This is a genomic window from Aquimarina callyspongiae, assembly GCF_034322225.1.
In the GTDB taxonomy this organism is placed as follows: Bacteria; Bacteroidota; Bacteroidia; order Flavobacteriales; family Flavobacteriaceae; genus Aquimarina.
In genome coordinates, this window is the sequence record NZ_JAXLPA010000005.1 from 345,042 (window position 1) to 370,617 (window position 25,576).

Genomic DNA, 25,576 nt, shown 5'->3' on the forward strand with positions numbered 1-25,576 from the left:
GTATTATTTTTTACTTAGCCTTTTTTCAGTTACTTTCTCAACCCATTTCATTCCTTTTTCTATAATGCAATCATTTGGATTTCCAGTTTCACTTGGGAGATATGTTTCAATAATTTTTTCTCCCTTTTCTTTACTTATATTAAAATAGTCCATAACGTCTTGCTTTTTTGATTTAGGTATATAACAAGCAACTAGCTCTAGCATGGCGATTGGTAAATCAATTTTTGTACTCCCTTCTATTATTTTGGCTCGTCTATCAATCTTAGTATATTCTTCTAAAACCTCCTGTTTACAATTTATCTTATCAAAGGAATCCAGAGATTTAAAAAAATCTTTAATAGTGCTAAATTCTATATCTTCGCTTTCATTTTTAGGAAGATCACAATTCCCTTGATAATAATTATAATTATCTTTAAAAAAATTCTTAATGTGGCTTTTTAGATAGGATAATGTTTTGTTTTCGCCTGCCCCTCTTTTTAATACAAAAGCATCTTCAAAAGTGTCTTGAGAAATTGTTCTAAAACAATTGAAAATTGATTTCTCCTTAACAATACGGTATGCTCCCGAATCAATAGGGCTCCAATCTAATTCTGAGAAAAAAGATTCCTTTATATTGTCAAAAACAAAAATTGAAGGCCAGGCATGATCACCAATATATGCTGGGACTCCATAAAAAAAGAATATTTTTTTGATATCAAATACCTCATCTTTTTTTGCAGGTTCAACACGGAAAGCTCTATCATTTAATATATTCTCGAATGTATAGAAACAAGTATTATGAGCCAATGGCAATGTATCTATATCATTATCATTCGATAACTTATCAATTATTTCTTTACTTTTCCAATACATACTTAATTTAGATCTGTAATTAAAATATCATTTCACATCCATGAAGGTTTCCCAACTTCCATTGCTGTTGTCCAAAACTTCTTGAATTCTTTTTTTAAAAATATCTATATCCTCTTTATTAATGTTTTTTTCATTCTTACCTGCTAAGTAATAATCAAAATCAGATTTTATTTTTTTTAAGGAATTTGTTGTCATGGTATATTTGACCCATAAATCTCGATTATTAAAAAAAGTTTTGTATGCTCCTATAGCAGTAATTGTAGCTCCAAAAACGAGAATTATAAATCTGGTAATATCATTAAGGCAAATAGTCCCCTCTAAGCAATCAACATTAATTCCGGAAAATATTGTAATAAGTGCTCCTATTAAAGTTATAACACGATGGCTTCGGATAGATTTTCTACGATTATACTTTCTTTTATCATCAAAACTAGATAATTGTTCTTCTAACAAGTTTTTAATAAAGTCTCGTTTTGCAATAACTTCTTCCTCCATAAAATAAGTATTTATATGTATCTATTAAAGGATACACTTATAATGCTAATTTCAAATTGGGGTAAACGTAAACAGTAAAACATTGAGGGGTAATTATCAAATATATAATTTTTTTTCAAAAACTACTATTATTTCCCCATATCCGAAAAAGACTCAATATTAAATCCAAGTATATTATATAAATTTTATAGTAAAAGAATAATGATTTGAATTCATCCCAACCACCCATCGCGATCGAGGCTTCGGTATTGAATCGCTTCAGAAATATGATTACTTTCTATCTGTTCTGCTCCTTCAAGATCGGCAATAGTCCTTGAAACTTTTAAAATTCTATCATAAGCTCTGGCCGATAAGTTTAATCGCTCCATAGCTGTTTTTAATAGTTCTTTTGAAGTATCATTTAATTCACAATATTCTCTTATTTGTTTTACTCCCATCTGAGCATTGTAATGTATCTTCTCTAATTTTGAAAAACGATTGGTTTGAACATCTCTTGCGGATATCACTCTTTTTCTAATATCTACGCTAGATTCTCCTCTTCGCTCTTCACTAAGCTTGTCAAATGGTACTGGTGTTACTTCTATATGAATATCTATTCGATCTAATAACGGGCCAGAAATTTTACTCAAATATCGCTGCATCTCTGCTGGAGAAGAAGTTACTGGCGCATCTGGATCATTAAAATATCCTCCAGGACTCGGATTCATACTAGCTACTAACATAAAACTAGATGGATACGTTACAGTAAATTTAGCTCTGGATATGGTCACTTCTCTATCTTCAAGTGGTTGACGCATTACTTCTAAAACTTCTCTTTTAAATTCTGGCAGTTCATCCAAAAATAACACCCCATTATGTGATAAAGAGATTTCTCCAGGTTGAGGATAACTCCCTCCACCAACTAACGCTACATTAGATATAGTATGGTGAGGACTACGAAATGGTCGTTGCGCCATTAATCCTACTTGTTCTTTTATTCTACCTACAACGCTATGAATCTTTGTTGTTTCCAAAGCTTCTTGAAGAGACATTGGTGGTAAAATACTGGGCAATCGTTTACTAAGCATAGTTTTCCCACTACCTGGCGGTCCTACCAATATGATATTATGACCTCCAGCCGCAGCGATTTCCATACATCGCTTTATACTTTCTTGTCCTTTTACATCGGCAAAATCAAACTCTGGATTATCAAGTTCTTTAAAAAACTCTTCTCTTGTATCTACTATAGTTTGCTCAAGATCTCCTTCTTCATCAAAATAATCAATAACTTCTTTGATATTTTCAATTCCGTATACCTCAAGGTTATCAACGATAGCGGCTTCTTTTGCATTTTGTTTGGGTAAAATAAATCCTTTAAATCCCTCTTCTCTAGCTTTTATCGCAATTGGTAACACTCCTTTTATAGGCTGTAAACTACCATCCAAAGAAAGCTCTCCCATGATCAGGTAATCCGAAATGTTTTTGCCTTTGATTTGAGAGCTTGCGGCTAAAATCCCTAATGCCAGGGTTAGATCATAAGCAGATCCTTCTTTCCTTAAATCTGCAGGAGCCATATTAATGGTAATCTTCTTCCCTGGAAGTTTATATCCATTATTTTGCAATGCGGCAGCAATACGAAAACTACTTTCTTTTATTGCATTATCAGGTAACCCTACTAAATGATATCCAATTCCCTTATCTATATTAACCTCTACTGTGATTGTAGTAGCCTCTACACCAAAAACGGCGCTCCCGAAGACTTTAACGAGCATATTCTATATTTTCCATAAATGTAAAAAATTATGTTAAAAAAAGAATATTCTACATCAAAATATGATAAAACTATTAATTCATTTACATTATTATCAAATAACAAAGTTTCAAGTCTATTTAACCGCAATGATTTCTCTGGCAAATACTGGAACTCCCTTATCAGAATACCCTTCTAGTATTAATTCAAATTGTCCCGTATTATTAGAGGTAAAAAAAGTAATGATAGAGCTTCTTTTATCAAGACTCACATTAGGAAGCCAAATTAACTGATTTCTAAAATCAGGGATTCTTTTCGACTCCTTTTTCTTTTCTGAATTATATTGTTGTACAAAATACTTTTTAAGGGGTAAAGGTTTAAACAGGGCTATTTCATTAATCCCGTTTTTATTTATCGTTTTATAATAATCTCCTTTTTTTGTTTTAATATCAACAATTCCTTGAAAAATCTGAGCTCCTAAATAATGTTTATCTCTAGATACAGAAATACTCTTAACTTTTCTAGCATCTAAATCTATTAACACTGTATGATCTTTAATTATCAAGCCATCGATAATAACCAAAGGTAAATGCTCTGGTTCATTATACGGTGGATATTTATACCTTACCTGAAAGATGTATTTATCATTTTCTATTTTTTTGATCCATACATTATTCACTACTTCTACTAAAGTTTCTTGAAGCGTAGGAAACCGAGTATAATCATCTAAATTATATACTTCTGCTCCATTACCATAAAAAGGTAATGTTTCCTCAACTGGGCTTAAAGTATCTGGCTTTACACTAAAGTACCTATTTCTGATTTGATTATACACACTGCGTTTTACAATCAAATCTTTCATTTCTTTAGTTATCTTAAACTGATTAAATTTCAGATCTTTATATACATTGGGAGTTTGAGGTTTTAATTCGATTATATATTTGTCATTATCGCTCAATACTTCGATGTAACCTTTGTTTTCTACATATTCATTATTTAAGTTAAAACAAAAATTACCATCAATATCAGTGGTAGCAATTTTAACCTCATAATTTTTACCAGGTATAGAAAAAGTTATTTTCTGATTTTCGACATTAAAACCAGAATCTTTACCTGTTATTTTTCCGCATATTAACTCTCCTCTTAATTCTGGAAGTGCAATAGATTTAGAATCTTGGTCTATTAAGGTATTTACTGTTTTTAATTTCTTATGAAAGCTAGTTATAGTAGGAATATCAGGGGTTTTTATTGTGTCCAATTTTCTAACCGAAAAAGAATAATTACCCTTTGGCAACATTTCATTTATACCTTTAAGAGAAACTTGTACCTTTTCTCTTTTACCAAATATTTTTTTATTAGTAATTATTGATACCGCTGGGGTAGTAACATCTATTTTTGAAGGGGTACTGGTTTTTAGAAGTGAAATAGAATCAGCTAGAATAGTTTTCTGATTTCCTTGATAAGGATTTAGAATAGCCAGATCTCCTAGAAAGAAATTACTGACTCCAAAATTTTTCATCCATTGCGTATATCCTATTAGCTTATAATTCCCAGAAGATAAGGATACTGGTAAAAAGAAATCACCTTGTCCTAACCCGTTTTTAAGCTTAATTTTATGTTTAAAGACAATTTCTTTTTTTTCATTTATCAGTTCTACGTAAGCTATTTTACTTAAATCACTTAATATTTTTGTTTTGGCGTTTAGGCAATACACTTTATAATAAAGGTATTCTCCTGTAAACAGGAAAGATGTATTATGATGAATAAAAACTCGTTCTTCTGGAATAGTTTTATATCCATCTACTGTAGACTGACTATATATTATCTTTATTGAAAATAATAGTACTGTAATTGTTATAATGATCTTATTCTTCATGCAAAAAACTGAGTTTTAATCTTCCCAAAAATCAGGACGGATATTGGTACCTAGCACATTACAATCTGTACAAATAGGCATTGTCAATGAATATTCGCTATTAACCGGATCAAAAGCAAAAAATCTATATCCCTCATCTATTCTTCTAATAACAGATCTTTGATCTCCGCTAATTGAAACTATCGAACATTCTTCTTGAAACTCTGGACGTGTAACTTCAGGAAAAAAATCTTCCAGGTTTACAAAAGTTCTTCCCGACGTGACTGATGCAACTTCAAAAAAACCTAAAACACTTTCTTCTGGGTTGTTCATAGAAACAATATTGCCATTAACAAATCCCGGTTGCACCTGAGAAAACAAGGTTTCTGAATCAGAAAAATCTTTAATCGTTTCAAAAAACCTAAATGCCTCTTCTGATTGTACATATTGCCTAACCAAAACACTATATCTGCCTCTTACAACTACATTATCTGGTTCTATAAATTGAACCATAAATCGATTAATATTATTTTCAGAAAGAGTACTAGTGTTATTCAATATTATTCTATTTGAAACTTCGTTTATATAGCACACTCTTTCTTCTCTACTTCTAGGTATTATTTCTAATACCGGAGGTTCTCTTGAAACAATTTCTAAATCAAATTCTGACCAAAAAGGTGGTACAACCTGATAAGTTTCATCAAATTCGTATCTATAAAAATCTGCATTTCCTGTGGGATCAGAACTATCTACAAATATCCCTATTCCTTCGACTCCACTGTCATTTACAACTCGTTCTGCAAATACATTATCTAGCTGAGCTTGCTGAGGAAGGCTTACTTCACTAGATGTATATAAGTTTCCGTTTTGAGTGGTAATTTGAAGACGATATGTCTTGCCTAATTCTGCTGCAAAAGAAACGTTTGAAACATATCTCCCTGAGGTAATTTCAGAAAATTGATATTCGATTTGCTGATCATCGATAACTGTAACTATAGCATTGTTTTCGGGAGCAGGTTCTTTATCTTCTAAACGAAATGTTCTGGAGATCAAAATTTCTTGAAATTTTAGTTCATTAGTAATTTCTGATTCTACAACTAAAATATCTTCAAAACTTTGCTCACTGAACTCAAACTCTTCTACACAACTATTACAAAGTAGTATAAAAATAAAAAGTAAGAATATCTGATTTATATTTTTCAATAGCATCACGATTAGAATTTAAAGTTATACGTTATTGATGGCACTGGTATTGAAAAAATAGAACTTTTAAGTGCTTTTACCTCTCCTGCTTCGGTAACAAAAAATACCGAAAATGGATTATTCCTTCCTAAAACATTATAAACAGAAATCGTCCAAAAACTGTGTCCCAGCTTTTTCTTTTTATGATTTCCTTCTATATTAAATCCTAAATCTAATCTATAAAAATCCGGGATTCTGAATTTATTCCGATCACTAAATACTACTGTTTCTGACCCATTAAAAATAAAATTCCCTACAGGAAACGTAACAGGTCTTCCTGTTTGATAAACAAAATTAGCAGATAGACTATATCGTTTGGTAAACTTATAATTAAGAACCATGCTAATGTCATGTGGTTTGTCAAAATTAGAAGGAAAGAATTCTCCGTTGTTAACGCTCTCTTCGGGAAACAAACCGTCTAACTTAATAAACGATCGTGAATAGGTGTACCCTAACCAACCATTAAATTTTCCTTTGTTCTTTTTAATCAAAAACTCTACACCATATGCTTTCCCTTCTCCTTGTAAAACTTCGGTTTCTATTGTTTCATTCAGTAATACTTGAGCTCCTGTTTTAAAATCAATTATGTTTTTTGATTTTTTATAAAACCCCTCTATACTCAATTCATATAAATCATCATCAAAGTTTTTATAGATTCCAAGTGAATACTGATTTGCTCTTTGCGGTTCAATATTTAAATCTGACAATTTCCAGGTATCTATTGGAGAAATTGTGGTGTTATTTGACAATCTGTGTATATATTGAATTGTATTATTAAAGCTAGCTTTAATTGATAAATCGGGTCTCAAAAGATATCTAGCCGATAATCTTACTTCGGGTCCTCCGTATGTTTCTATTACTTCATTATTACCAAAACTAAGAGTATCTATAACAGATGTTTCATTTCTTGGTCTGCCTTCTTCAAATACTCTTTGATCTCCTTTTCCTAACGCATTATATAGTGAGAATCTAATTCCTGCATCTATAGAAAGTTTATCTGTAAAATTGAATTTTCCTGAAACGAAAGCAGCCGACTCCAGTCCTTTTTCTTTTGGTATTTCTAGTCGACTCACAATGGATTGAGAGTCTAATGGTTTTATAGTACCTGGGTCTACAACATATAATTTACTTGACACCCCATAATCAAACTCATGCTTATCATTAAAAATATAATTCATTTTTAATTTGGCCTCTGTCTCATTAATTGAATAGCCCAAATCAAAATTGTTATTTGTATTTTCTTCAAACTTTATATTAAACTTATATTGACTATTGGCCACAATAAGACTCCCTTTATTTTTATCATCAAAGATATGATCCCATTTTAGAGATACTAATCTATTATTATATACATAGAGCGAATCAGAAGTAATACTAAAATCATCTCTACTTATATATGCATTTGCACTAAGTTTGTTATTATCATTAAATCGATGTGTATACTTTACGTTTGCATCATAAAAAGAGGCCTGACTATCCTTTAAAGATTCTTCATCCAATGAATTTAAAATCCAATTTGCATATGCTCCTCGACCACCTACTAATAGCGAGGATTTATCTTCTACTATAGGTATATTTAAAACTATATTTCCTGTTACAGGACCTAAAGATGCCTCTCCTCCAAAATCTTTTGTATTTCCATCTTTAAGTTCAATATCAAAGACTGAAGAAAGTCTTCCTCCATATTCTGCAGGGATGCTCCCTTTGTATATTGTTACATCTTTTATTGTAAATGGATTCAAAGCAGAAAAAATTCCAAAAAAGTGTTGCGGACTATAAATTACAGCATCATCTACTAAAACTAAATTCTGATCTGATTTACCTCCACGCACATTAAATCCTGCGGATCCTTCTCCTGCTGTTGTAATCCCCGGTAATGCAGTTGCTACTTTAAACACATCTCTTTCTCCTAAAACCAAAGGAATATTTTTAGACTCCTCTATATCGATTTTTTCTGCTCCAGTAGCTGTTTCGGTTATATTTTTACTTGTTTTACCATCAAGGATCACTTCATCTAACAGTTCTAAACTTTCATCCAATTCAAAATTAAACTCGCCATCATTATAAATAACAATTCTTTTCCTTGAATCTTTAATTCCTATTGAACTTGTTTTTAAAATGTTTAATCCATAAGGTAATTCTATCTGATAAAACCCATCTTTATCTGTTTGAGTTCCCTGACCTGTTGCAGAAACTACAATAGCCAAATTAGAAATAGGAGCACCTGTTCTAAGGTTTCTCACATATCCTCTTAATATAAAGCTTTGTCTAGAGCTATTTTTATCTTCTCTTCCTATTTGAACGGTTTGTGTTTTTCCTGAAGATTTTTGTTCTAGATAAAAAGAAGGATTGATTTTTGACTTTTGGTTAGATATATTTTCTTGATTTTCTTTCCCAAAAAAGTTCTCTGGAAGATCGTTATAAATAACATTGTTCTTTAATAATACGATTTCATTATTTTCCAGGATATAATAATTAAGTACCGTTTCTTTAAATATATCATTCAGTATATCTTCAATAGAAGCTTTATTAAAAGTTCCTGATGTTCGTTTATCTCCAAGCCATTCTTTCACAAAATAAAATCGATACTCTGTGGTAGTTTCAATTTTATTTATAATTTCTTCTATTGTAGCATCTGTATAATCAATTGACACCTCAGTTTTGATATCCTGACCAAAGACTATGTAGAGATTTAAAAAAACTACTATAAATAATATTTTTTTCATCCTTCTTTATCTGTTTTAGAAATCAATCCTTCTATCTTTTTAAATAGTGACTTCTTAAAAGCATCTGGGTCTGATTTTTGAAGTTTTTTAGCTATTGAATAATGGCTGATAATTTCATTTTTAAAACTTGGAAAAGTTTCGATTATGATTTTTCTGTTTTTTATATCAATGTATTTTTTATCATAAAAAAGCATATAGTTATAATTACTAATGAATTCATAATATACTTGACCATTCCTTACTCTCTTTCGTCTGCTTTTTAAATGTTTTTTAAACAAAGTTAACATTGGTGTATCCAGCAATACTTCATAGAACCCTTCTTTATCATTTTGTTTGAGGTTATCAGCAAGTACATTAATAAATCGAGTGTTATCAAGAGTAAATTCCTGAACTTTATCTTTAACAAGTTGTAAGGCTACTTCTCCATAGCCTAATTTCAGTTTTGTGATAAGTTGATCTTTATTTATGTCATACTGTATTGGTATATCATAATATTTCTGATCATTATATATAATTGTTCCGTTAATAAAATCTTTAATTTTAAAAAACCTGTGTTTCTCATTAATCGTTCGATATTGATTAATAAAAATGGTACCGTTATATAATCCCGTGTTTTCATTTCCTATTGTAGTATCAAACCATTTATAATAAACATCTGTGTTTGATACTGATTGACTATAAACAAATTGGATTTGCGTATTAAGAAATAAAGTGAAAAGTGAAGAAAAAAGAATTTTGTAATTGTAATTCACCTACTTATTATTTAAAATTAAAAGCTCTTCCTATCATTCAAAATATTTGAACAACAGAACAAAATCTCTAGCAATACCAGAGTCTTTAAAACTTAAAAAAATTACTGACTATCTGTTTAAAGGTATTTTTTTAAGTCACAAAATAATCTTTCTATACGTTAATTAACACAGGCTTAACAAGTGTAAAATTGGTGTGAGTGGTTCGATTGAGCTATAAAATATTTATAATCATCACATTAAAGAAATCATGTAAAATATTCGATTTTATCATTATACCTAAAGTGATAATATTATTATTTAGCTGTCTCTTTGATGTTATTAAAAGAATTATAATCTACTATTTTCTCTAGTATATTATAATTGCAATTCACTTTTCTATATATTTTAATATGGCATTAAAAAAACCTATAGTTCTAATACCAAGATTACGTAAGTCGATAACAAAAATGTAGAATTAAGAATTACTTCTTAATAATTTTAGTGGTGTATATACCTACATCAGAATTTACTCTGATTAGGTAAACTCCTCTACTAAGTTTTTCAATATTGATTTCTTTTTGATGTAGATGATCACCATTAAAAGTTTCTACTAATTGACCATTTACCGTGTAAACGTCAATAGAATTGATTCTTTTATTCATCCCTTGAATAGAAAAAGTATTTTCAGTAGGATTTGGATAAACCTCAACACTTATATTGTTTGGTTTTACATCTTCTACACTTAAGATATTACTACTAATATCCATTTTATAACTAGATCTTCCGTAGGTGGCAGCATACAAATATTTGGTTCCTTCGTGAATAACTAAATCGGTAACAACCACTGATGGCAAATTGGTTCCAAACACTTCCCAATTTACACCATCATCTACAGAGGCCATTACTCCAATATCTGTAGCTATAAAAAGGTTATTAAACTCATCAATTTCAATATCACTTACAGGAATATCGGGCAATCCTGTAGATAAGTCTGTCCAAGATGTTCCTTTATTGTCACTCTTATATACATGTCCATCATAATCTGCATATCTATATCCAGAAAACGTAACATATACATCATTAATATCAGACCTGGATGCCTGTACTTTTGTAACCCATCTTACCGGTAAAGAATCAGATATTTTTGTCCAGTTGGTTCCTCCATTTTCAGTAATCCATACATTCCCATCATCGGTACCTACATAAATAACATTAGAATCTATTGGAGAAACACTAACAGAAGTAATCGTTCCATAAAAGAATTGTACAAAATCAGGTGTTGTACTTAAATCGGGACTAATCGCCGACCAGTTGGCAGCAGCATCTGTAGTTTTATATAATTTTCTGGCTCCAAAAAATAATGTATTAGAATCATTGGGGTCAAAAGCTATTGGCACATCCCAGTTTCTAAAATTTTCTGGAGAGTTTGTAGGTGGTATCCCATTAGTACTGGATACAAAAAAGGTAGCATCATTAGATGATTTAGCAAGGTTTCCAAATTGAGATTGTGCATATATCACACTCGAATTAGTAGGATCTACCAGTGATTGAAATCCATCTCCTCCTAAAATTCTTGACCAATCATTATCCGATCCAGTTGTTGTCCTAATGGTTCCATTATCCTGAGTTCCTCCATAAATTCGATTATCATTCTGTGCATCAACATGAAATCTGTAAAACTGTGTTATGGGTAATTTTAGATTTTTAGTATAAGAATCTCCTCGATTAGAGCTTTCAAACAATCCACCATCATTTCCTAATAATAACTCTAGCGAGTTATTACTCTTAAATGCCATGGCATGTTGATCAACATGAACATTTACAAATACTTGAGACCAATTGTTTCCTCCATCTATAGATCGTTCTACATTAAACCCTACATTATAAAGAACGTCAGGATCAGTGGGATCTATATGAATTCCTCCAAACCACCAGTGAAAACCTACATTAGTGAGTTGATCATGATTAACCTGAGTCCAGTTATCACCACCATCTATGGTTTTATAGGTTCCGTTCAGGTTTCCTGTATTATCAGTGTATAATGCATATAGAATATCTGGATTTGATTGAGAGATATCAATACTTATTCTTCCTTTTTCAACGGTTGTTCCTGGTAAACCTGTAGTGAGTTCTGTCCAGGTGGTACCACCATCTATTGAACGATGAATTCCAGAGGTTACACCTCCATAATCTCTGAACTCTAAAGTTCGTATTCGCTCCCAAGTCACAGCATATATTATATTGCGGTTTGTAGGATGGATTGCCATATCGATAACACCAGTATTATTACCAATAAACAAAACCTGTTGCCAGGTATCTCCTCCATCTGTGGTACGATACACTCCTTTATTTGCATTGCCTTCAAAAAGTGAACCCATTGCACCAACAAAAACCGTTTGGTCATCTGTTGGATCTATTATTACTTTTCCTATACTACCTACATTAGTTAGTCCTTTTGAAACCCAGGTAATTCCTCCATCGTTACTTTTATAGATTCCATCACCATCATAAGCTAATGAATTTCCTCCGGCATTGGGTTCTCCTGTACCTACATAAATCAGATTATTATCTGTCTTAGAGATTTCTATGTCTCCTATTGACAGCATATCCTGATCATCAAAAATTGGGTTCCAGGTAGTGCCATCATCTATAGTTTTAAAAATTCCTCCAGAAGCAGCTCCCACATACGCTGTTGTTGTTTGAGAACTTGGTATTTCAATATCTGTTATTCTTCCACCTACATTTACAGGGCCTACAAATTCCCATATTCCAGGAATTCCTGAATTTTTTGTTGCCAATCTACTTTTCTTCCATTGAATAGCTTTTTTATGTGCTCCTCTTTTAAGTTTCCCGGATGGATAAGCTCGTTGTATGAACATATAATCTCCAGGTATTTCTTCTGAAGTATTAGTAGTTGGTATTGCTTGTTCTTTTATAAGGAATAAAAAAGTAAGTATAACAAAAGGCAGCGTAATAAGGGCTCCCTTTAAAAGGATTACCGGCACTTTATTTTTCATATGAGATGGTTTTAAGCTACAATCATATCTTATTCCCTTTTCAAAGTATGATACAAATGTGAATTGTAAATGTAATAAAATTATTGTGTTAGAATAAGAATTGCCTTTTCAGAATGTGTCCTTCTTCTCTATATTTAAGAAGAAAGTGTTTCTAATTCTAATCGAGAAAGTTCTTTCCAAAAAAAAGAATTTGGCCATCGTTTTTCGGTCATATAGATCATATTCTTTGACATCAAATATTGATCAAAAATACTAGAGAGAGTTTCTGAATAAGTACCCAACAATTCGTTATTATCGTTTTTGATATAAGCTTCGATGGCTAATGAGGCTTCTTTTGCTGTATAGATAGCTGTTGTTACTCCGTGTGAAGAGAGCGGATCAAAGGATAAGGCCGCGTCTCCAATTGCTATAAAGTTTTTTCCTGATAAATATTTAGCTTTAGAAGAGTTTGCATCTCCTCCAATAACATTAATATCAGATTGATTTCCTAGAAAGTCTTTTAAAAACAATGTCTCTGATAATATACTATGCCAATAATTAAAATTTTTAAGATCTCCTTGAATAGGGTTTCCTTTATTTGTAAAAATAGACATCATATTTGTATTCTTATCTAATCCAGAAACAATTCCCCAGCCATACTTAAAGGATTCTATAAATACATCGTGTATCAACTTTGGATGTTTTATTTTAGGAATATGAGAGCTATATGAAATCAAATTATCATATTGTTCTATTGGAATTTTCAGTCTTTTTAGGATAGCTCTATTTCTTCCTGTGGCATCAATGATTATTTTTCCTTGAATAACCTGGTTTTTTTCCTTGGTTAAAACCTCAACCGTAACATCTGAAGCTGAAATATTAAAGTTGACTATTTTTTCATATTCTATAATATGATCATTACATTTTACAGCAAGATGCTTAAGCAATTTACTTTTATTAATTTTTAAACCATTTTTATATTGCGGCTGATGAAAGAAGTCAATATCCGTAATAGTTGTATCTCCCCAACTAGAATGATATCCATACGTTTTTCTTATGGCATTCTGTTCAAATATTTCTAAAAGCTCAAGATTGTATAATAATGGTATTGCCGAAGGAGGCAATGTTTCGGCAAGAGCGATATTAGCTTTCTTACTTGCTCGATTCAAAACCTTATGATCAATTCTTTTTTTCTTCAAAAGAAATGATAAAACTAATCCGGCAATACCATTACCAACTATAATAATATCTGTATGAATCATAAATTACTCTGTATCCTTTTCGCTATAAGACACATAAACCAACTCTGGTAATTCTTTAACATCTAACTTCCGCCCTGCAACAACACCTATTTTATCCCATTGATACACCATGTTAATCAGTCCGTTAAGATATCCTCCTTCGGCATGATATCCTACAAAACCAGTATCCGCGGTACGTAACCAAGCCAAACGATTGGCATATATATTTCTTTTGGTTTCTGGTAAAATATTAGGATCTTTTAGTTTTAAGTAATTTTCATTTGGTAATACCTGTACAGGTAGATTTGCTGCCCACCAAGATGGAATTGGATATTGTGCTTCTACAAATACAGCCTGGCAACTACCGGCGTCAGATTGCCAAGGGATTCCCATCCACTTGGTAAGATCTCCTGGAGTTATTTTCCATAACCAGTTTTTTTCATTTTTAGGATTCATAGATTCTCTAATATCTTCTGAATTCATTTGAAACCCAAAATCGTTATAAAAAATCTCTTCCTGTTCTTCTGAAGTTGCAGCATTTATTCGTACCTCTCTTAATCCGTAAAACCCATAGTCAAAATTATCTTTTTTGGTGACCCATTTATAAGTCATCGTATTTTGAGAGTAAATAAGATTGTGACGCATAGGCCATGTTAACTCTACTCCTGGATGAAAGCCTCCTCCATAAAGTGTTTCTAATACAGCTCTGGTCATCAATAATGGTTTTTTTGCTTCATCTTTGGCGGCTTCCAAAAATCGTTGTCGGTAAAATGCTCCCATCTCATTGATATCCTTAAAATCAAACGTAGGTGGGGTTTCAAATTCTCCGTCTCTCCATTTTTTTAGTTGTTCGTATATCATAGGAGGAATTGCAAACCATTGTGCCGGGCTTCCAGGATAATCAATACCATCTCCTGGATAATATGGTAATTTAAGTTCTTCTGTTCCACTTCCTCTATTTTCTATATCTGTTTTATCCTTACTAGGAATTATAGGTTCATTATCATAGTGATAAGCAGGGTTTCTGAAGAGCTTAAATATTTTTTCCCTTATCTTATTACCGATTTCTTTTTCTGTTGTATTATCTCCTTTACTATAGATATATTTAAAATTGCCCTGATGTGTAAGTTCATCTATGGTTTCTTTGAATGAAGGGGATAAGAAATCACCCAGATTTACCCACTGCATTCTATACAAACGGTAAAACATAGGAAACACCAAACTTAACTCAGGTGTATAGCTGTCATTAGCTGCTCCGGCTATTAAATCATACATGGTCGATAAAGGTTGAATTTGTGGAGCATAATCAGGTGGTGCTGTAGCAACCCAAGCAGAAGACAATTGATCATCCAAATGATGTGTTTTCTTATCCTTCCCTTTTTTAGGAGTAATAGAAGCGGTTACTTTACCATCGCAGATATCATCATACCAATTGGAATTATCTGCAAAATCGTTGTTAAGATCCGAAGGGTTAAGTGCTGCTGACTTTCCATCTGCACCATAAAAAATAAGGGTTCCTTTATCATACTCAATAGTTCCCAGGTTAACAGGTTTTGTATCAAGGCGCATACTAGCGGCTAATTTGCTTACTCCTCCTATAGAGGATGGAAACTCTCCAGCTATGTGTTTGTACGAATTAGTATTATCCACAGTAACCTTATCTGGATTATTTACCAGTTCTTTTCGATAATCATATCCTCCTTCTACTCTCAGTTCTTGATTTAATACGTTTGGATTTCTTCTTTTGGCCCCTATCCCAGGCGCTAGCTTATCCTTTACAAAATTAGGAGATAAGTTTTGGTTTTCTGCAAGTACAGAAAGATCCAAACTATTATTAAAATCGTACCAAAATGGTTTTTTGTTAGCTACTTCTACAGACCAGGTAATTTCAAAATCATCTTCATTAACCGGTCTAATTGGCACACCATTTTCATCACATTCATAGATATAAAATCGTTGTGCTTGTTTTTTTAGTGCCCCATCCTTAGTACGATACTCTTTATCAGTTTCATATAAGTTAGCCCAAGGGATTTCTGGACTAAAAATGACTTGATCCTTTGTCGCTGGACCATTTCCTAATCTTGCGATTCCTATTGAGGGATATATTCTGAATTTTGGTTGTTTAGCATTTGCCATAATAAATGATTTTAAGATTTTTAAAGTTATCGAAAAATCGATGGCGATAAATGCGTAGTTCTACCTGTTTTAAGGTAGCAACATTTTAAAGTAAAATTCTAGATAAGTATATTTTGCAGTAGTTTGAAGCTTCTTTAAGTATAAAAAAAAATTCTTTCTGAGTATCAAAAACTTGCTTTTGTATTTCGTTACTCAAAAATGCTGAAACTTTTTTTGAAACAATTTTATAATGAGTCTTAATTCGAATTTAAAAAATATCTACATAACCATCTTTTATTCTGGTTATATTCTGACTATCAATATTACTTAAACCAAAAGTATCTAATCACTACCATTGCCAAGGTTGAGTAAAAAATGAATAACACAATCCCAAGCCTGTACTTTTCAATTATTTTTCTAATCAATAAATGCATAAATGTGTTCCTTGTTTATATATAAAACAGTTAACTTTTTAAAGACCCTATATTTTTTTATAAAAAAAACCCAACTAAATTCAATAGTTGGGCTTGAACAGAATACATCTAAAAATAAAAGTAGGGTTTATTCTTTAAATGGTGGTCAATATTACGTATATGGCTTTAAAGTCATCACCCTACTTTTTGGCTCATCATTTCTACATAACAAAAAACAACTTAGACAAATGCTTCGTGATGAGTGTGAAACAATTTTTCGTTTAAAAACCGTAATGTTGGTATTTTATCTTTTGTATCTACGAGAATAGAAATATTGTTATTGCTTCCTCCATAAGATATCATTCTTACTGGTATGTAATTAAGTATTTCAAATAGTTTATGAGAGTTCTTATCATTTATTACAGCCTCCCCCACAATACAAATAATACTATGGTTTTGTTCTATAGTAATCTCTGCATACTTTTCTATTTCGTTAACAATTTCATTAAGATAACTAGTATCATCAATGGTTAGGGATATTGCAATCTCTGAAGTTGTAATCATATCAATAGAAGTATTATAATTATCAAAGACTTCAAAAATTCTTCTTAGATATCCATGTGCCATCAACATTCTGTTAGATTTTATTTTTATCGCGGTAATACCATCTTTTGCAGAAATTGCTTTTAATCCTTTTTTATACGTTTTATTAGAAATAACAGTACCTGCCGCTTGAGGATCAAAAGTATTTTTAAGTAACACAGGAATATCCTTTCCTACAACAGGAGATACAGTTTGTGGATGTAAAATTTTTGCTCCAAAATAAGCTAATTCGGCTGCTTCATTATATGTAAGATGAGAAATTGGAGTCGTATGATCAACGTATCTAGGGTCATTATTATGTAATCCATCGATATCTGTCCAGATCTGTATTTCTTTTGCATTTACAGCAGCTCCAATTATTGTAGCACTATAATCACTACCTCCTCTTTTTAAGTGACTGATTTCTTCATTTTTATTTATACATACAAATCCTTGTGTAATGTATATTTGAGATTGAATACTTCTGTCCAGAACTTTAGTAAGCTTTGAAGACACTTTACTTATATTTGGATTTTCTACTGAATCGACAAACATAAATTCTTTTGCATTCAACAATGTATTGGCTACTCCAATTCCATTTAAAAAACCCGAAAAGATAAACGTTAGTAATGTTTCTCCAAAAGTTATTATTCTGGAGTTTACAACTTCAGAATAAGGTTGGCTTGATACATCAAACATCTCAGTAATTATAGAAGAAACTCCATCCTTAAGTTCATTTCTAAGGTTTTGTTCTTCTATTAATGCATCAATTACATCGTTATGTTTGCTCTCTAACCCATGTAAACTTCTTGTTATGGCATTATCATCTCCTAATTGAATGTATTCTACTAATCGTACTAATTGATCCGTAACTCCAGACATGGCAGAACATACAACAATCTTTTGTTGATCATCACTGATAAGAATATCTTTTACTTTTTGTAAGTTCTCTACAGACCCTACTGATGTACCACCAAACTTTAAAACTTTCATTCGATTCTATCTTTTTACACTGCATAATTAGATAAATGTTCACGAAGAATAAATATTTTGATAAAAAAAGCATATATTTATACAATATGTTAAATATATAACAATGAAAACTATAACAGATTGCGTTCACAATATATTGAGACATCAACCATTTCTGGAAGATGCGCTCTCAAGAGATATTATTAATTTTAGCTCATTGGCCTTAGATTTGTTGCCTCAAGTAGAATCAATAATGAGAAAACCTGTTAAACCGGGTTCTATTATTATGGCATTGCGCAGATATCATCCCAGAAGAATTAAAAATACTGAGAATTTAAGAAATCTTGGAGATATCGTTGTTCGATCTGGAATTACTGAGTATGCTTTTTTGAACTCCAACACTATTCTAACCAGTCAATCTAATTTATTGAATAGTGTAAAGGATAAAAGCAAAACTTATTTCACGTATTCCAGTAATTTTCAAGAAAGCAACATATTGGTTTCTTCGGCTTTAAAAGAAATTGTAGAAGACCATTATAAGAATGAAACCTGTATATCTGTTACCGATAATCTATCATCTATGTCGATTTCTTTGCCTGATGATAGTTCTAAATCGATAGGTTTGTATTTCTACATCTTTAAGCTTCTGGCGTATGAAGGAATTCCCGTATTTGAAATTATTTCAACATCAAATTATTTTACCCTATTTCTTGAAAAAGAATATGTAAATGATGCTTTCTTATTATTAAATGAAATCAAAGAAGATTAGTTATATTAAAAAACCTGCTTGATGATACAAGCAGGTTTAAGATATTGTTATTCGGTTTTGGATTATTGATTATTTTTTGGTTTTCCTTCTTCCCACTGAGCTTTCTGAGCTAGTAACCAACTAAAATCTGCTGTAAGTTGACCTGATTTAGGAGGATATCCATTTGTCAGTTTTCCTTTTATATAAACTCCTGCACTAGAATGACATCCCATACAACTTTCGGTACCAAAAATACCAATATTGTTAGGAGCGTTTCCTTCGATTAAAGATGATGCCGGCTGATTTCCTTTTTGAAAAAAAGTTTCCATACTCAAGTTAGTTAGTAATGCCAGGTTAGCGTCACCTCCTGGTTTATTTGCAACAACTTGTGGTAAAACATTTTTTGAAGTATCTGCTGGTTTTACATTTTGGTCCAAAGGATATTGGGTGTCTATTAATTCATAATACCTCCATATACTTTTTTGTTTCGTAAAATATCCTTTTAGAGATTGATTTAGTTTTCTTACTCTTTTTGGTATATCTACCATTCTTTTTGCCTGCGTTTGTGGTATATTACTTTTTGCATAGGTTTTAACAGTATCTTTTCCGTTAAGTGTTGACCAATATGGTCCGTGAGGCCCATTAGTATATTTGGTAGTTCTCACTCCATCAACTAATAAATCTATTCTTGTATTTACTGGACACAACTCACAATCAGGATCTGTCAAAGTAGGTTTTATTCTAATTGTTTCTCCATTCTTTTCTATATTATGTTCCCTAAGGTTATCTATATGTTCAAATGTGGACCATACCCATTGTTTTCCTGTTTTTGTCTTCTGACTGATATGAAATCCTATTAACCCCAAATCTTTAATTTCCCACTTGCCGGTTTTATTGTTTATTACATATCCCTGACTAGTAAAATAACGATCTTTATAATCAGTTGATTCCAGTATTTTCCAAGCTAATTTAATTTCTATAGCACCTTCGTTTTTCCCACCATACTCTCCGCTAGGAAAATTCACAGCGGTAAAACCAGGTTGAGATGAGAATTCTATTTGTCCATTAATATTATATAAGCTGTTATCCATTATGTAATCAAACTCTTCTTTGTTTAAAAGAATCTCATATCGAATTATGTTTCCGTTCTGATCATATAAAGGTCCTGAAAATGCCTGTCCTTCTTCATCCACAATATTTATATTACCGCCGTGTGTAGGAGTTCCTTTAGAGCTTATAATTCTTGTAGTATTGCTTTGGTGAGCTTCTGGAGGAATTGGAACCATACCATCAACAATTTCTAAAACGGTTCTAGGTGAATCCCAACCTGTAGGTTTTTTACCATCCTGTCGATAGACTTCAAAAGACTCTTTCCAGTTCATCCAACTTGGTGTTCCTTTATCTGTAAAATTAGGTAATGGTGTACCAAGACTATCTACTGGCCAATTAATTGCTACAAATGCTTGCCAGCTATACTTATTAAAAGCCTGATTGAGTTCATAAATCTTTCCTTCTGATTTTAATAATTTTTGTAATGCAGGATCTACATCATGAGGAATTTCTGGAGAAAATGTTATCGGCGCAGGAATCTCTGCATAATTATCATTTTCTTCGGTTATTTCTTGCTTACAGGAAATTAAAACTAATGTAATTCCTATACAAATACTGAATTTGAAAAAATAATACCTTAGATATTTAATACCAGATTTAGGATGATTATTCGAGTTTTTCATATTTGATGATTGGTTATGTTATGAATATAATACTCAAATTTCGATATTAAGCTTTATAATTAATAGGGTAGAAATACCCGTTTTTAACAAGAAATTTCTAAGTATAAAAAAAACCTCACAATGTCTATTGTGAGGTTTTGGGATTATTATGCTAAATCAATAATCTTGTATTATTTAACAATAATTCTTTTGGTTACTACAGTTTGATCTGATATAATTTTAATAAGATACATTCCAGTTTCTACTTGATTAATCTTTATTTCTTCTCGTTTATCAAAATTTGACAAATCTTTTACAAAAATCAATTTTCCTGAAAGATCATATATCAATACTTCATTGAGTTTCTTTTGCCCTTCATAAGTCAACATAAAACTTCCATCGTTTGGGTTTGGTGCAATCGAAAATTCATTATCAAATAATTCTTCTTCAACTGACAATGGTTTCTCTACAAAAAATGAAACATTATCGATTAATGCTTTTGCCGGTCCGGTAGACGTATCTGGTATAGAGGCTGTAAACCTTAAAATCACATCTTCTCCGCCTAGATTAATAATATCTTCTAATACATCTCTGCTAATTGAAGAATTAATGCTTCCAGAACGAGGATCTATTCCAAAAGATTGTTGACCAACAGTTGCAATTAAGTTATTAGAAGTATCATAAATATCAACTTCAAGTGTTCTTTCTGCGGTAGGAGTTCCAAAGGTAACACTGTATTCGATTCTTAAATCAAATGATACAATAGCTGATACTGATTGTGAAATATCTGAAGGAAGTGAAATTGTTTGTTCTAGAACATAAGTATCTCCCGCATTTCCGTCAAAACTTGTAAATGCAGCATATATACCGTCTGAAGGATCTACATCAGGAACTATAACACAAACATTGGATGAATTTTCTAATACTGTAAAATTCATTCTACATCCTGATCCTCCACCTGGCCCTGTAGATCTCCAAGGTTCTAAATTTCCACATTCAAAACTACCATTATGGATATACTCGTTTGGATTCTCAGAAACAATTTCACAAGAGGTTCTAAAATTAAATGGTCCTGCCCAGGCGCTAACATCATTATTATCGCAATTCACTCTTATATAAACATCATAAAGCGTGGCAGAAGTAAGCTCAGATAAGGTTATCGAATTTATATTGGATTGTATTAAATCTCCATTACCTTGTACAAACCCACTCGATCCATATTCTAATTCCCATGAACCTTGACTTCCTTGTGTTATATCCCAAGCCAAGTCTGCAGTATTACTTGTAACTGTATTGATAACAAATCCTGATGGCGCAGGACATGATATTTGTGTTCTAAATGTTATTGGCCCAATAGAATCACTAAACCCTCCAGCATCGCAGATAGTTTTGATATAAGCATCATATAAAGTATCTGATGATAGATTTTGTAAAGTATAGGAGTTAGTAGAAGCTGTTTCAGTTATCCCAGAACCCTGATTAAATCCATTTAATCCATATTCTATTTCCCAATTACTATCGGTTCCACCTGCATCCCAGATTAAACGAGCTTCATTTTGAAGAATATCTGTTATTTGTACATTATTAGGAATTAAACAATTAGGTTTTGGTTCACAAACAACTGTTGCATCCCATCCTGTACTTGTTACACTACCATCTGATGTAAAAACAAAAGTCAATGCGCCTGAAGGGTGAGTTGATACAATCTGCCCTGGCGAATTTCCAGAATATTGCCCTATAACAGTTGATGAATTGTCTGGTCCATCATATATTGTTAATCGATCGCAGCAGCTCTCTAAGCTGAATGATTCAAAATTTACTCTTACTCTATCATCTGTAGTGTCTGGACTTATTACTGTAGTAACATTTTCCCCATTAGAGTAGTTTCCATCAGGACCACCTGTATCATAAAAATGATCTCCAGCACAAAAGTTTTCTGTTGTTTTTACAGATACAGGACCTATCCAAACGCCATTGCCTCCAACTGTACAAGTAGATCTAAGATAGAAATCGTAGCTTGTGAATGAATTTAAATTGTTTACTTCATAAGGATTTGTAGCAGCAGATACTACAGTACCATTACCCAAGACGAATCCAGAGAAACCATATTCTATTTCCCAATTTGTTGAGTTATTATCCAACCATTGTAAACCTACATATGAAGGACCTGCAGCTATGGATCCAAAATTCTCTGGATTAGAACATTGCGTACTAAAAGTATGTACAGCCGAAAAATTTCCTGTTCCACAAGGGTTTGTATTTTGTACCCTCCAAAAATAGGCAGTATTATAGCTTAATGATTGTGCTACATAATTGTTTTCTGAAACAACCGTCGATTCTACGATATTTGTAAAACTATTGTCTGTAGCAATTTGTATTTCATATGATTCTGCATTAACATCTTCTGACCATTCAAAGGGCGATCCTAAACTAAACCCTATTTGATTATCTGAAGGAGAAACTAATGTAGATGGAGTAATTGAATTGCCAAATATCTCAAGGTCTAAGTTTACAATCTTTTCAATTCCTGAATTAGCATTTCCTTTTATAGAAAAACTATAGGTTCCAACTGAGAGGTTTTCTGTTCCTGAAACCGTAAGTTCTACAGGAGTTCCTGATAATTGAGCTCCTGTAACTGATGATGGGCTAAATGTTGCCTGTACTCCAACCGGAAGATTTTCTGTGGTAAAAATTACTTCTTCGTTAAAATCTAAAAATGTACGATACTCAAAATCATATACTGCATTAGTAAGTTGACAAACAGATTCTGAGTTATCAGAAATTGACATTATAAATTCTGAAGTCTGAATTGTAAAATTTGTACTGTTTATAGCAAAAAAGATATTATCAGAAGCTTTGATCATAATTCTGGCAGTTGTTGACCCTTCTACATTAGGCAAAACAAAAGTTTCTGAACCGTCATTAGCAATATCATCTTGCAAGATATAAGGATAGGTGTAACCACCATCTACAGAAAGTAAAATATCTACCATATTTGCATTAACAGGTGCTTGATCTGTATTAGCAACATCCCAATTTACGGTTACTTGCTCCCCAACATTCCAGGTTTCTATAGTATTTTGTGAGGTAATCGCAAATGGTCCAGAATTAGCGTCTACCGTAAGTAATACTCCATCTGTATTTGTTTGTCCTCCTTGAGGCGTATTATCTCTAACGGTAAATTCAAATCGCATAGAACGAGCGACAGAAGGTAACACTTCCCAAGTAGGTGTTAAGTTTCCTGCTAAAACATCATCCAATTGTGGAAAATATCTTTTGTTTGATGCTGTTGGTAATTTTGATCTAAACAACGGTCCGTTTATCCAGTGGGACTGAGGAGTAGATGATGAATTGGGATTTTCAGGGTTATTTTGCTCCCAACAGTAAGTTAAACTTCCTACACCATCGATATCATTAGCTTCTCCTTCTAATACAAAAGGGGTAGATTGTGGGATTGTATAATCATTTCCTGCATCAGCTACTGGAGCTGTATTTCCTGTAGGAATAATTTCTGCACAATTACTATTATTTATTGTCCAAATAGCAACATCTCTTATATCAACATAATTAAAATAATCATCAGGTGTACTTTGAACATTTGGAGAGCAAATGCCAGCATACCCCATAATAGAACTTCCACTTCCGGGCTCTACTTCACTATTAAAACCACTTCTACAATTTGAGCTACTTTGTACATGATATCCTCCAAATTGATGCCCAAACTCATGAGCTACAATTAGGTTAAAATGATCAGAACTTGGATCTCTGTGAGTCGTATAACCACTACCTTTTGATCCATCAGTACACACGCAGGCAATACATCCGGCATTACCATAAATGGCATTTTCTTCATGAAATAAATGCCCAACATCATACCTATCTGTTCCTACATTAGGATCATCATCTAATGTATTTTGTAACTGACTATTTAAACTACTTCCTGTTGTATATGGATCCGAAGTAGGGTCTAAAAAAATTAAAGAGTCATTTTCGGGTATAATTTGCATAGTAACCCCAAAATCTCTTTCAAAAATACCATTCACTCTATTTATTGAGGCCACCATAGCTGCCATAACTTTGGCTTTTCTTTCTGTATCGTCACTTTCTGTTCCATCTAGAAAAAATTGCGAATAATCCCCACTCACAGATAATGCTAAACGATATCTTCTTAGATTACCGTCATTGGCATTTCTACCATTTAATACTTGTTGATCTTGTATTTTTGCTGATATTTCTTCAGTTTGACAATCAAACAAAGAAGAGACTTCTTCCTTTGAATCGTATAATATATGAGTATTTTGATTTATCGGTTTTATTACAATTGTATTCTCTCCCGGTTTAATGATTGATCCTTGTATACCTACTTTTGGGTAATAACTAAAACGTATTACTTCTGTTGGATCTTTTAATGCATATCCAACAAAGGTTTTTATTTCAGAATATTTTACAGCTAAATATGGATGCATTACTTCTGTCCTAGAAATAACAAAATCTCTAAAACCATTATTCTCGCCTGGAAATTTTATAATATGTTTTTGGTTTTTTTTATGTAATCTAAAAGGTACTTGTTCTAGCTTGTTTTCTAACTCTCTATTATTAATATCAAAAGTTAAATAAGTCCCATCGATATTCACCTGATTTTTAGAATATCGTTCATTTGATTTTTCCCACCAAATATCCTGTGCTGACATTGAAAAGTGAAACATTGTCAAAAAGAATAAACTGACACATACATACAGTGTATTTTTGTTCATAGATAAATATGATTTTAAATTAATTTATTAAACTTCTATACATTAAATATTTTGCCCATACATCAAGGGGTTCAATAATACTTAATGAAATGGTAAACTTTTTTTCAAAAAAAATCTCTTACAATCTTTGCTTATTTTGTTATGCAATACACTACATCATTATTGACATAGTTGTCCTCATAATAATGTCTATTCATTATCATAATTATGACTTAACAAAAATCTGGTGGGGTAATATTAGTTGTAAATATATATTTTGAAAGGCTACGTTTTCCCACCTTTTTTGGGTGGTTTTTATTTTGTTTTCCTTTACATAAATTACACACTATAAGTAAGTGTCATAAGTAACAGATATGTTACCTCAAAAAGCATTATTTTTTTAGGTAATTAAAATGGAGCATCGTTTAAGAAAA

Annotated in this window: 14 protein-coding genes; 1 reads left to right on the forward strand and 13 read right to left on the reverse strand. The window is 31.9% G+C overall.

Features of this window, described 5'->3' with window-relative positions; translation table 11 throughout:
* Positions 1-3 precede the first annotated feature (3 nt).
* From U0D62_RS21090 to U0D62_RS21140, 11 genes are all read right to left on the reverse strand, one after another.
* Positions 4-852, reverse strand: coding sequence for a hypothetical protein (locus U0D62_RS21090; protein ID WP_322289336.1), 849 nt, complete (start codon positions 850-852; stop codon positions 4-6).
* A gap of 27 nt (positions 853-879) precedes the next feature.
* Positions 880-1,347, reverse strand: coding sequence for a DUF4231 domain-containing protein (locus U0D62_RS21095; RefSeq protein ID WP_322289337.1), 468 nt, complete (start codon positions 1,345-1,347; stop codon positions 880-882).
* Positions 1,348-1,559: 212 nt separating this feature from the next.
* The gene (locus tag U0D62_RS21100; RefSeq protein ID WP_322289338.1) at positions 1,560-3,098 is read right to left on the reverse strand and encodes a YifB family Mg chelatase-like AAA ATPase; all 1,539 of its coding nucleotides are present in this window, start codon (positions 3,096-3,098) and stop codon (positions 1,560-1,562) included.
* 114 nt (positions 3,099-3,212) lie between these two features.
* Positions 3,213-4,952: a hypothetical protein gene (locus U0D62_RS21105; protein WP_322289339.1), complete on the reverse strand. Its 1,740-nt coding sequence runs from the start codon at positions 4,950-4,952 to the stop codon at positions 3,213-3,215.
* Positions 4,953-4,967: 15 nt separating this feature from the next.
* Positions 4,968-6,134: a DUF4249 domain-containing protein gene (locus tag U0D62_RS21110; protein WP_322289340.1), complete on the reverse strand. Its 1,167-nt coding sequence runs from the start codon at positions 6,132-6,134 to the stop codon at positions 4,968-4,970.
* An 11-nt stretch (positions 6,135-6,145) separates the two neighbouring features.
* Positions 6,146-8,899: a TonB-dependent receptor gene (locus U0D62_RS21115; protein ID WP_322289341.1), complete on the reverse strand. Its 2,754-nt coding sequence runs from the start codon at positions 8,897-8,899 to the stop codon at positions 6,146-6,148.
* The gene (locus tag U0D62_RS21120; RefSeq protein WP_322289342.1) at positions 8,896-9,651 is read right to left on the reverse strand and encodes a hypothetical protein; all 756 of its coding nucleotides are present in this window, start codon (positions 9,649-9,651) and stop codon (positions 8,896-8,898) included. Before U0D62_RS21120 ends, U0D62_RS21115 begins: the two co-directional genes overlap by 4 nt.
* A gap of 461 nt (positions 9,652-10,112) precedes the next feature.
* The gene (locus U0D62_RS21125; protein WP_322289343.1) at positions 10,113-12,647 is read right to left on the reverse strand and encodes a VPS10 domain-containing protein; all 2,535 of its coding nucleotides are present in this window, start codon (positions 12,645-12,647) and stop codon (positions 10,113-10,115) included.
* 134 nt (positions 12,648-12,781) lie between these two features.
* Positions 12,782-13,888 (reverse strand): FAD-dependent monooxygenase, encoded by a 1,107-nt coding sequence (locus U0D62_RS21130; protein ID WP_322289344.1) that lies wholly within the window; start codon positions 13,886-13,888, stop codon positions 12,782-12,784.
* Positions 13,889-13,891: 3 nt separating this feature from the next.
* Positions 13,892-16,003: a LodA/GoxA family CTQ-dependent oxidase gene (locus U0D62_RS21135; RefSeq protein WP_322289345.1), complete on the reverse strand. Its 2,112-nt coding sequence runs from the start codon at positions 16,001-16,003 to the stop codon at positions 13,892-13,894.
* Positions 16,004-16,635: 632 nt separating this feature from the next.
* The gene (locus U0D62_RS21140) at positions 16,636-17,970 is read right to left on the reverse strand and encodes an aspartate kinase (protein ID WP_322289346.1); all 1,335 of its coding nucleotides are present in this window, start codon (positions 17,968-17,970) and stop codon (positions 16,636-16,638) included.
* 103 nt (positions 17,971-18,073) lie between these two features.
* Here U0D62_RS21140 and U0D62_RS21145 point away from each other — a divergent pair, with 103 nt between their 5' ends.
* Positions 18,074-18,718: a hypothetical protein gene (locus U0D62_RS21145; protein WP_322289347.1), complete on the forward strand. Its 645-nt coding sequence runs from the start codon at positions 18,074-18,076 to the stop codon at positions 18,716-18,718.
* A gap of 62 nt (positions 18,719-18,780) precedes the next feature.
* On the opposite strand, the gene U0D62_RS21150 is transcribed toward U0D62_RS21145, so the two are convergent.
* Positions 18,781-20,430, reverse strand: a complete 1,650-nt coding sequence (locus U0D62_RS21150) for a hypothetical protein (RefSeq protein WP_322289348.1) — start codon at positions 20,428-20,430, stop codon at positions 18,781-18,783.
* A gap of 170 nt (positions 20,431-20,600) precedes the next feature.
* Positions 20,601-25,163 carry a reprolysin-like metallopeptidase gene (locus U0D62_RS21155; RefSeq protein WP_322289349.1) on the reverse strand — a complete coding sequence of 1,521 codons (4,563 nt, stop codon included), beginning with the start codon at positions 25,161-25,163 and terminating at the stop codon, positions 20,601-20,603.
* Positions 25,164-25,576 lie beyond the last annotated feature (413 nt).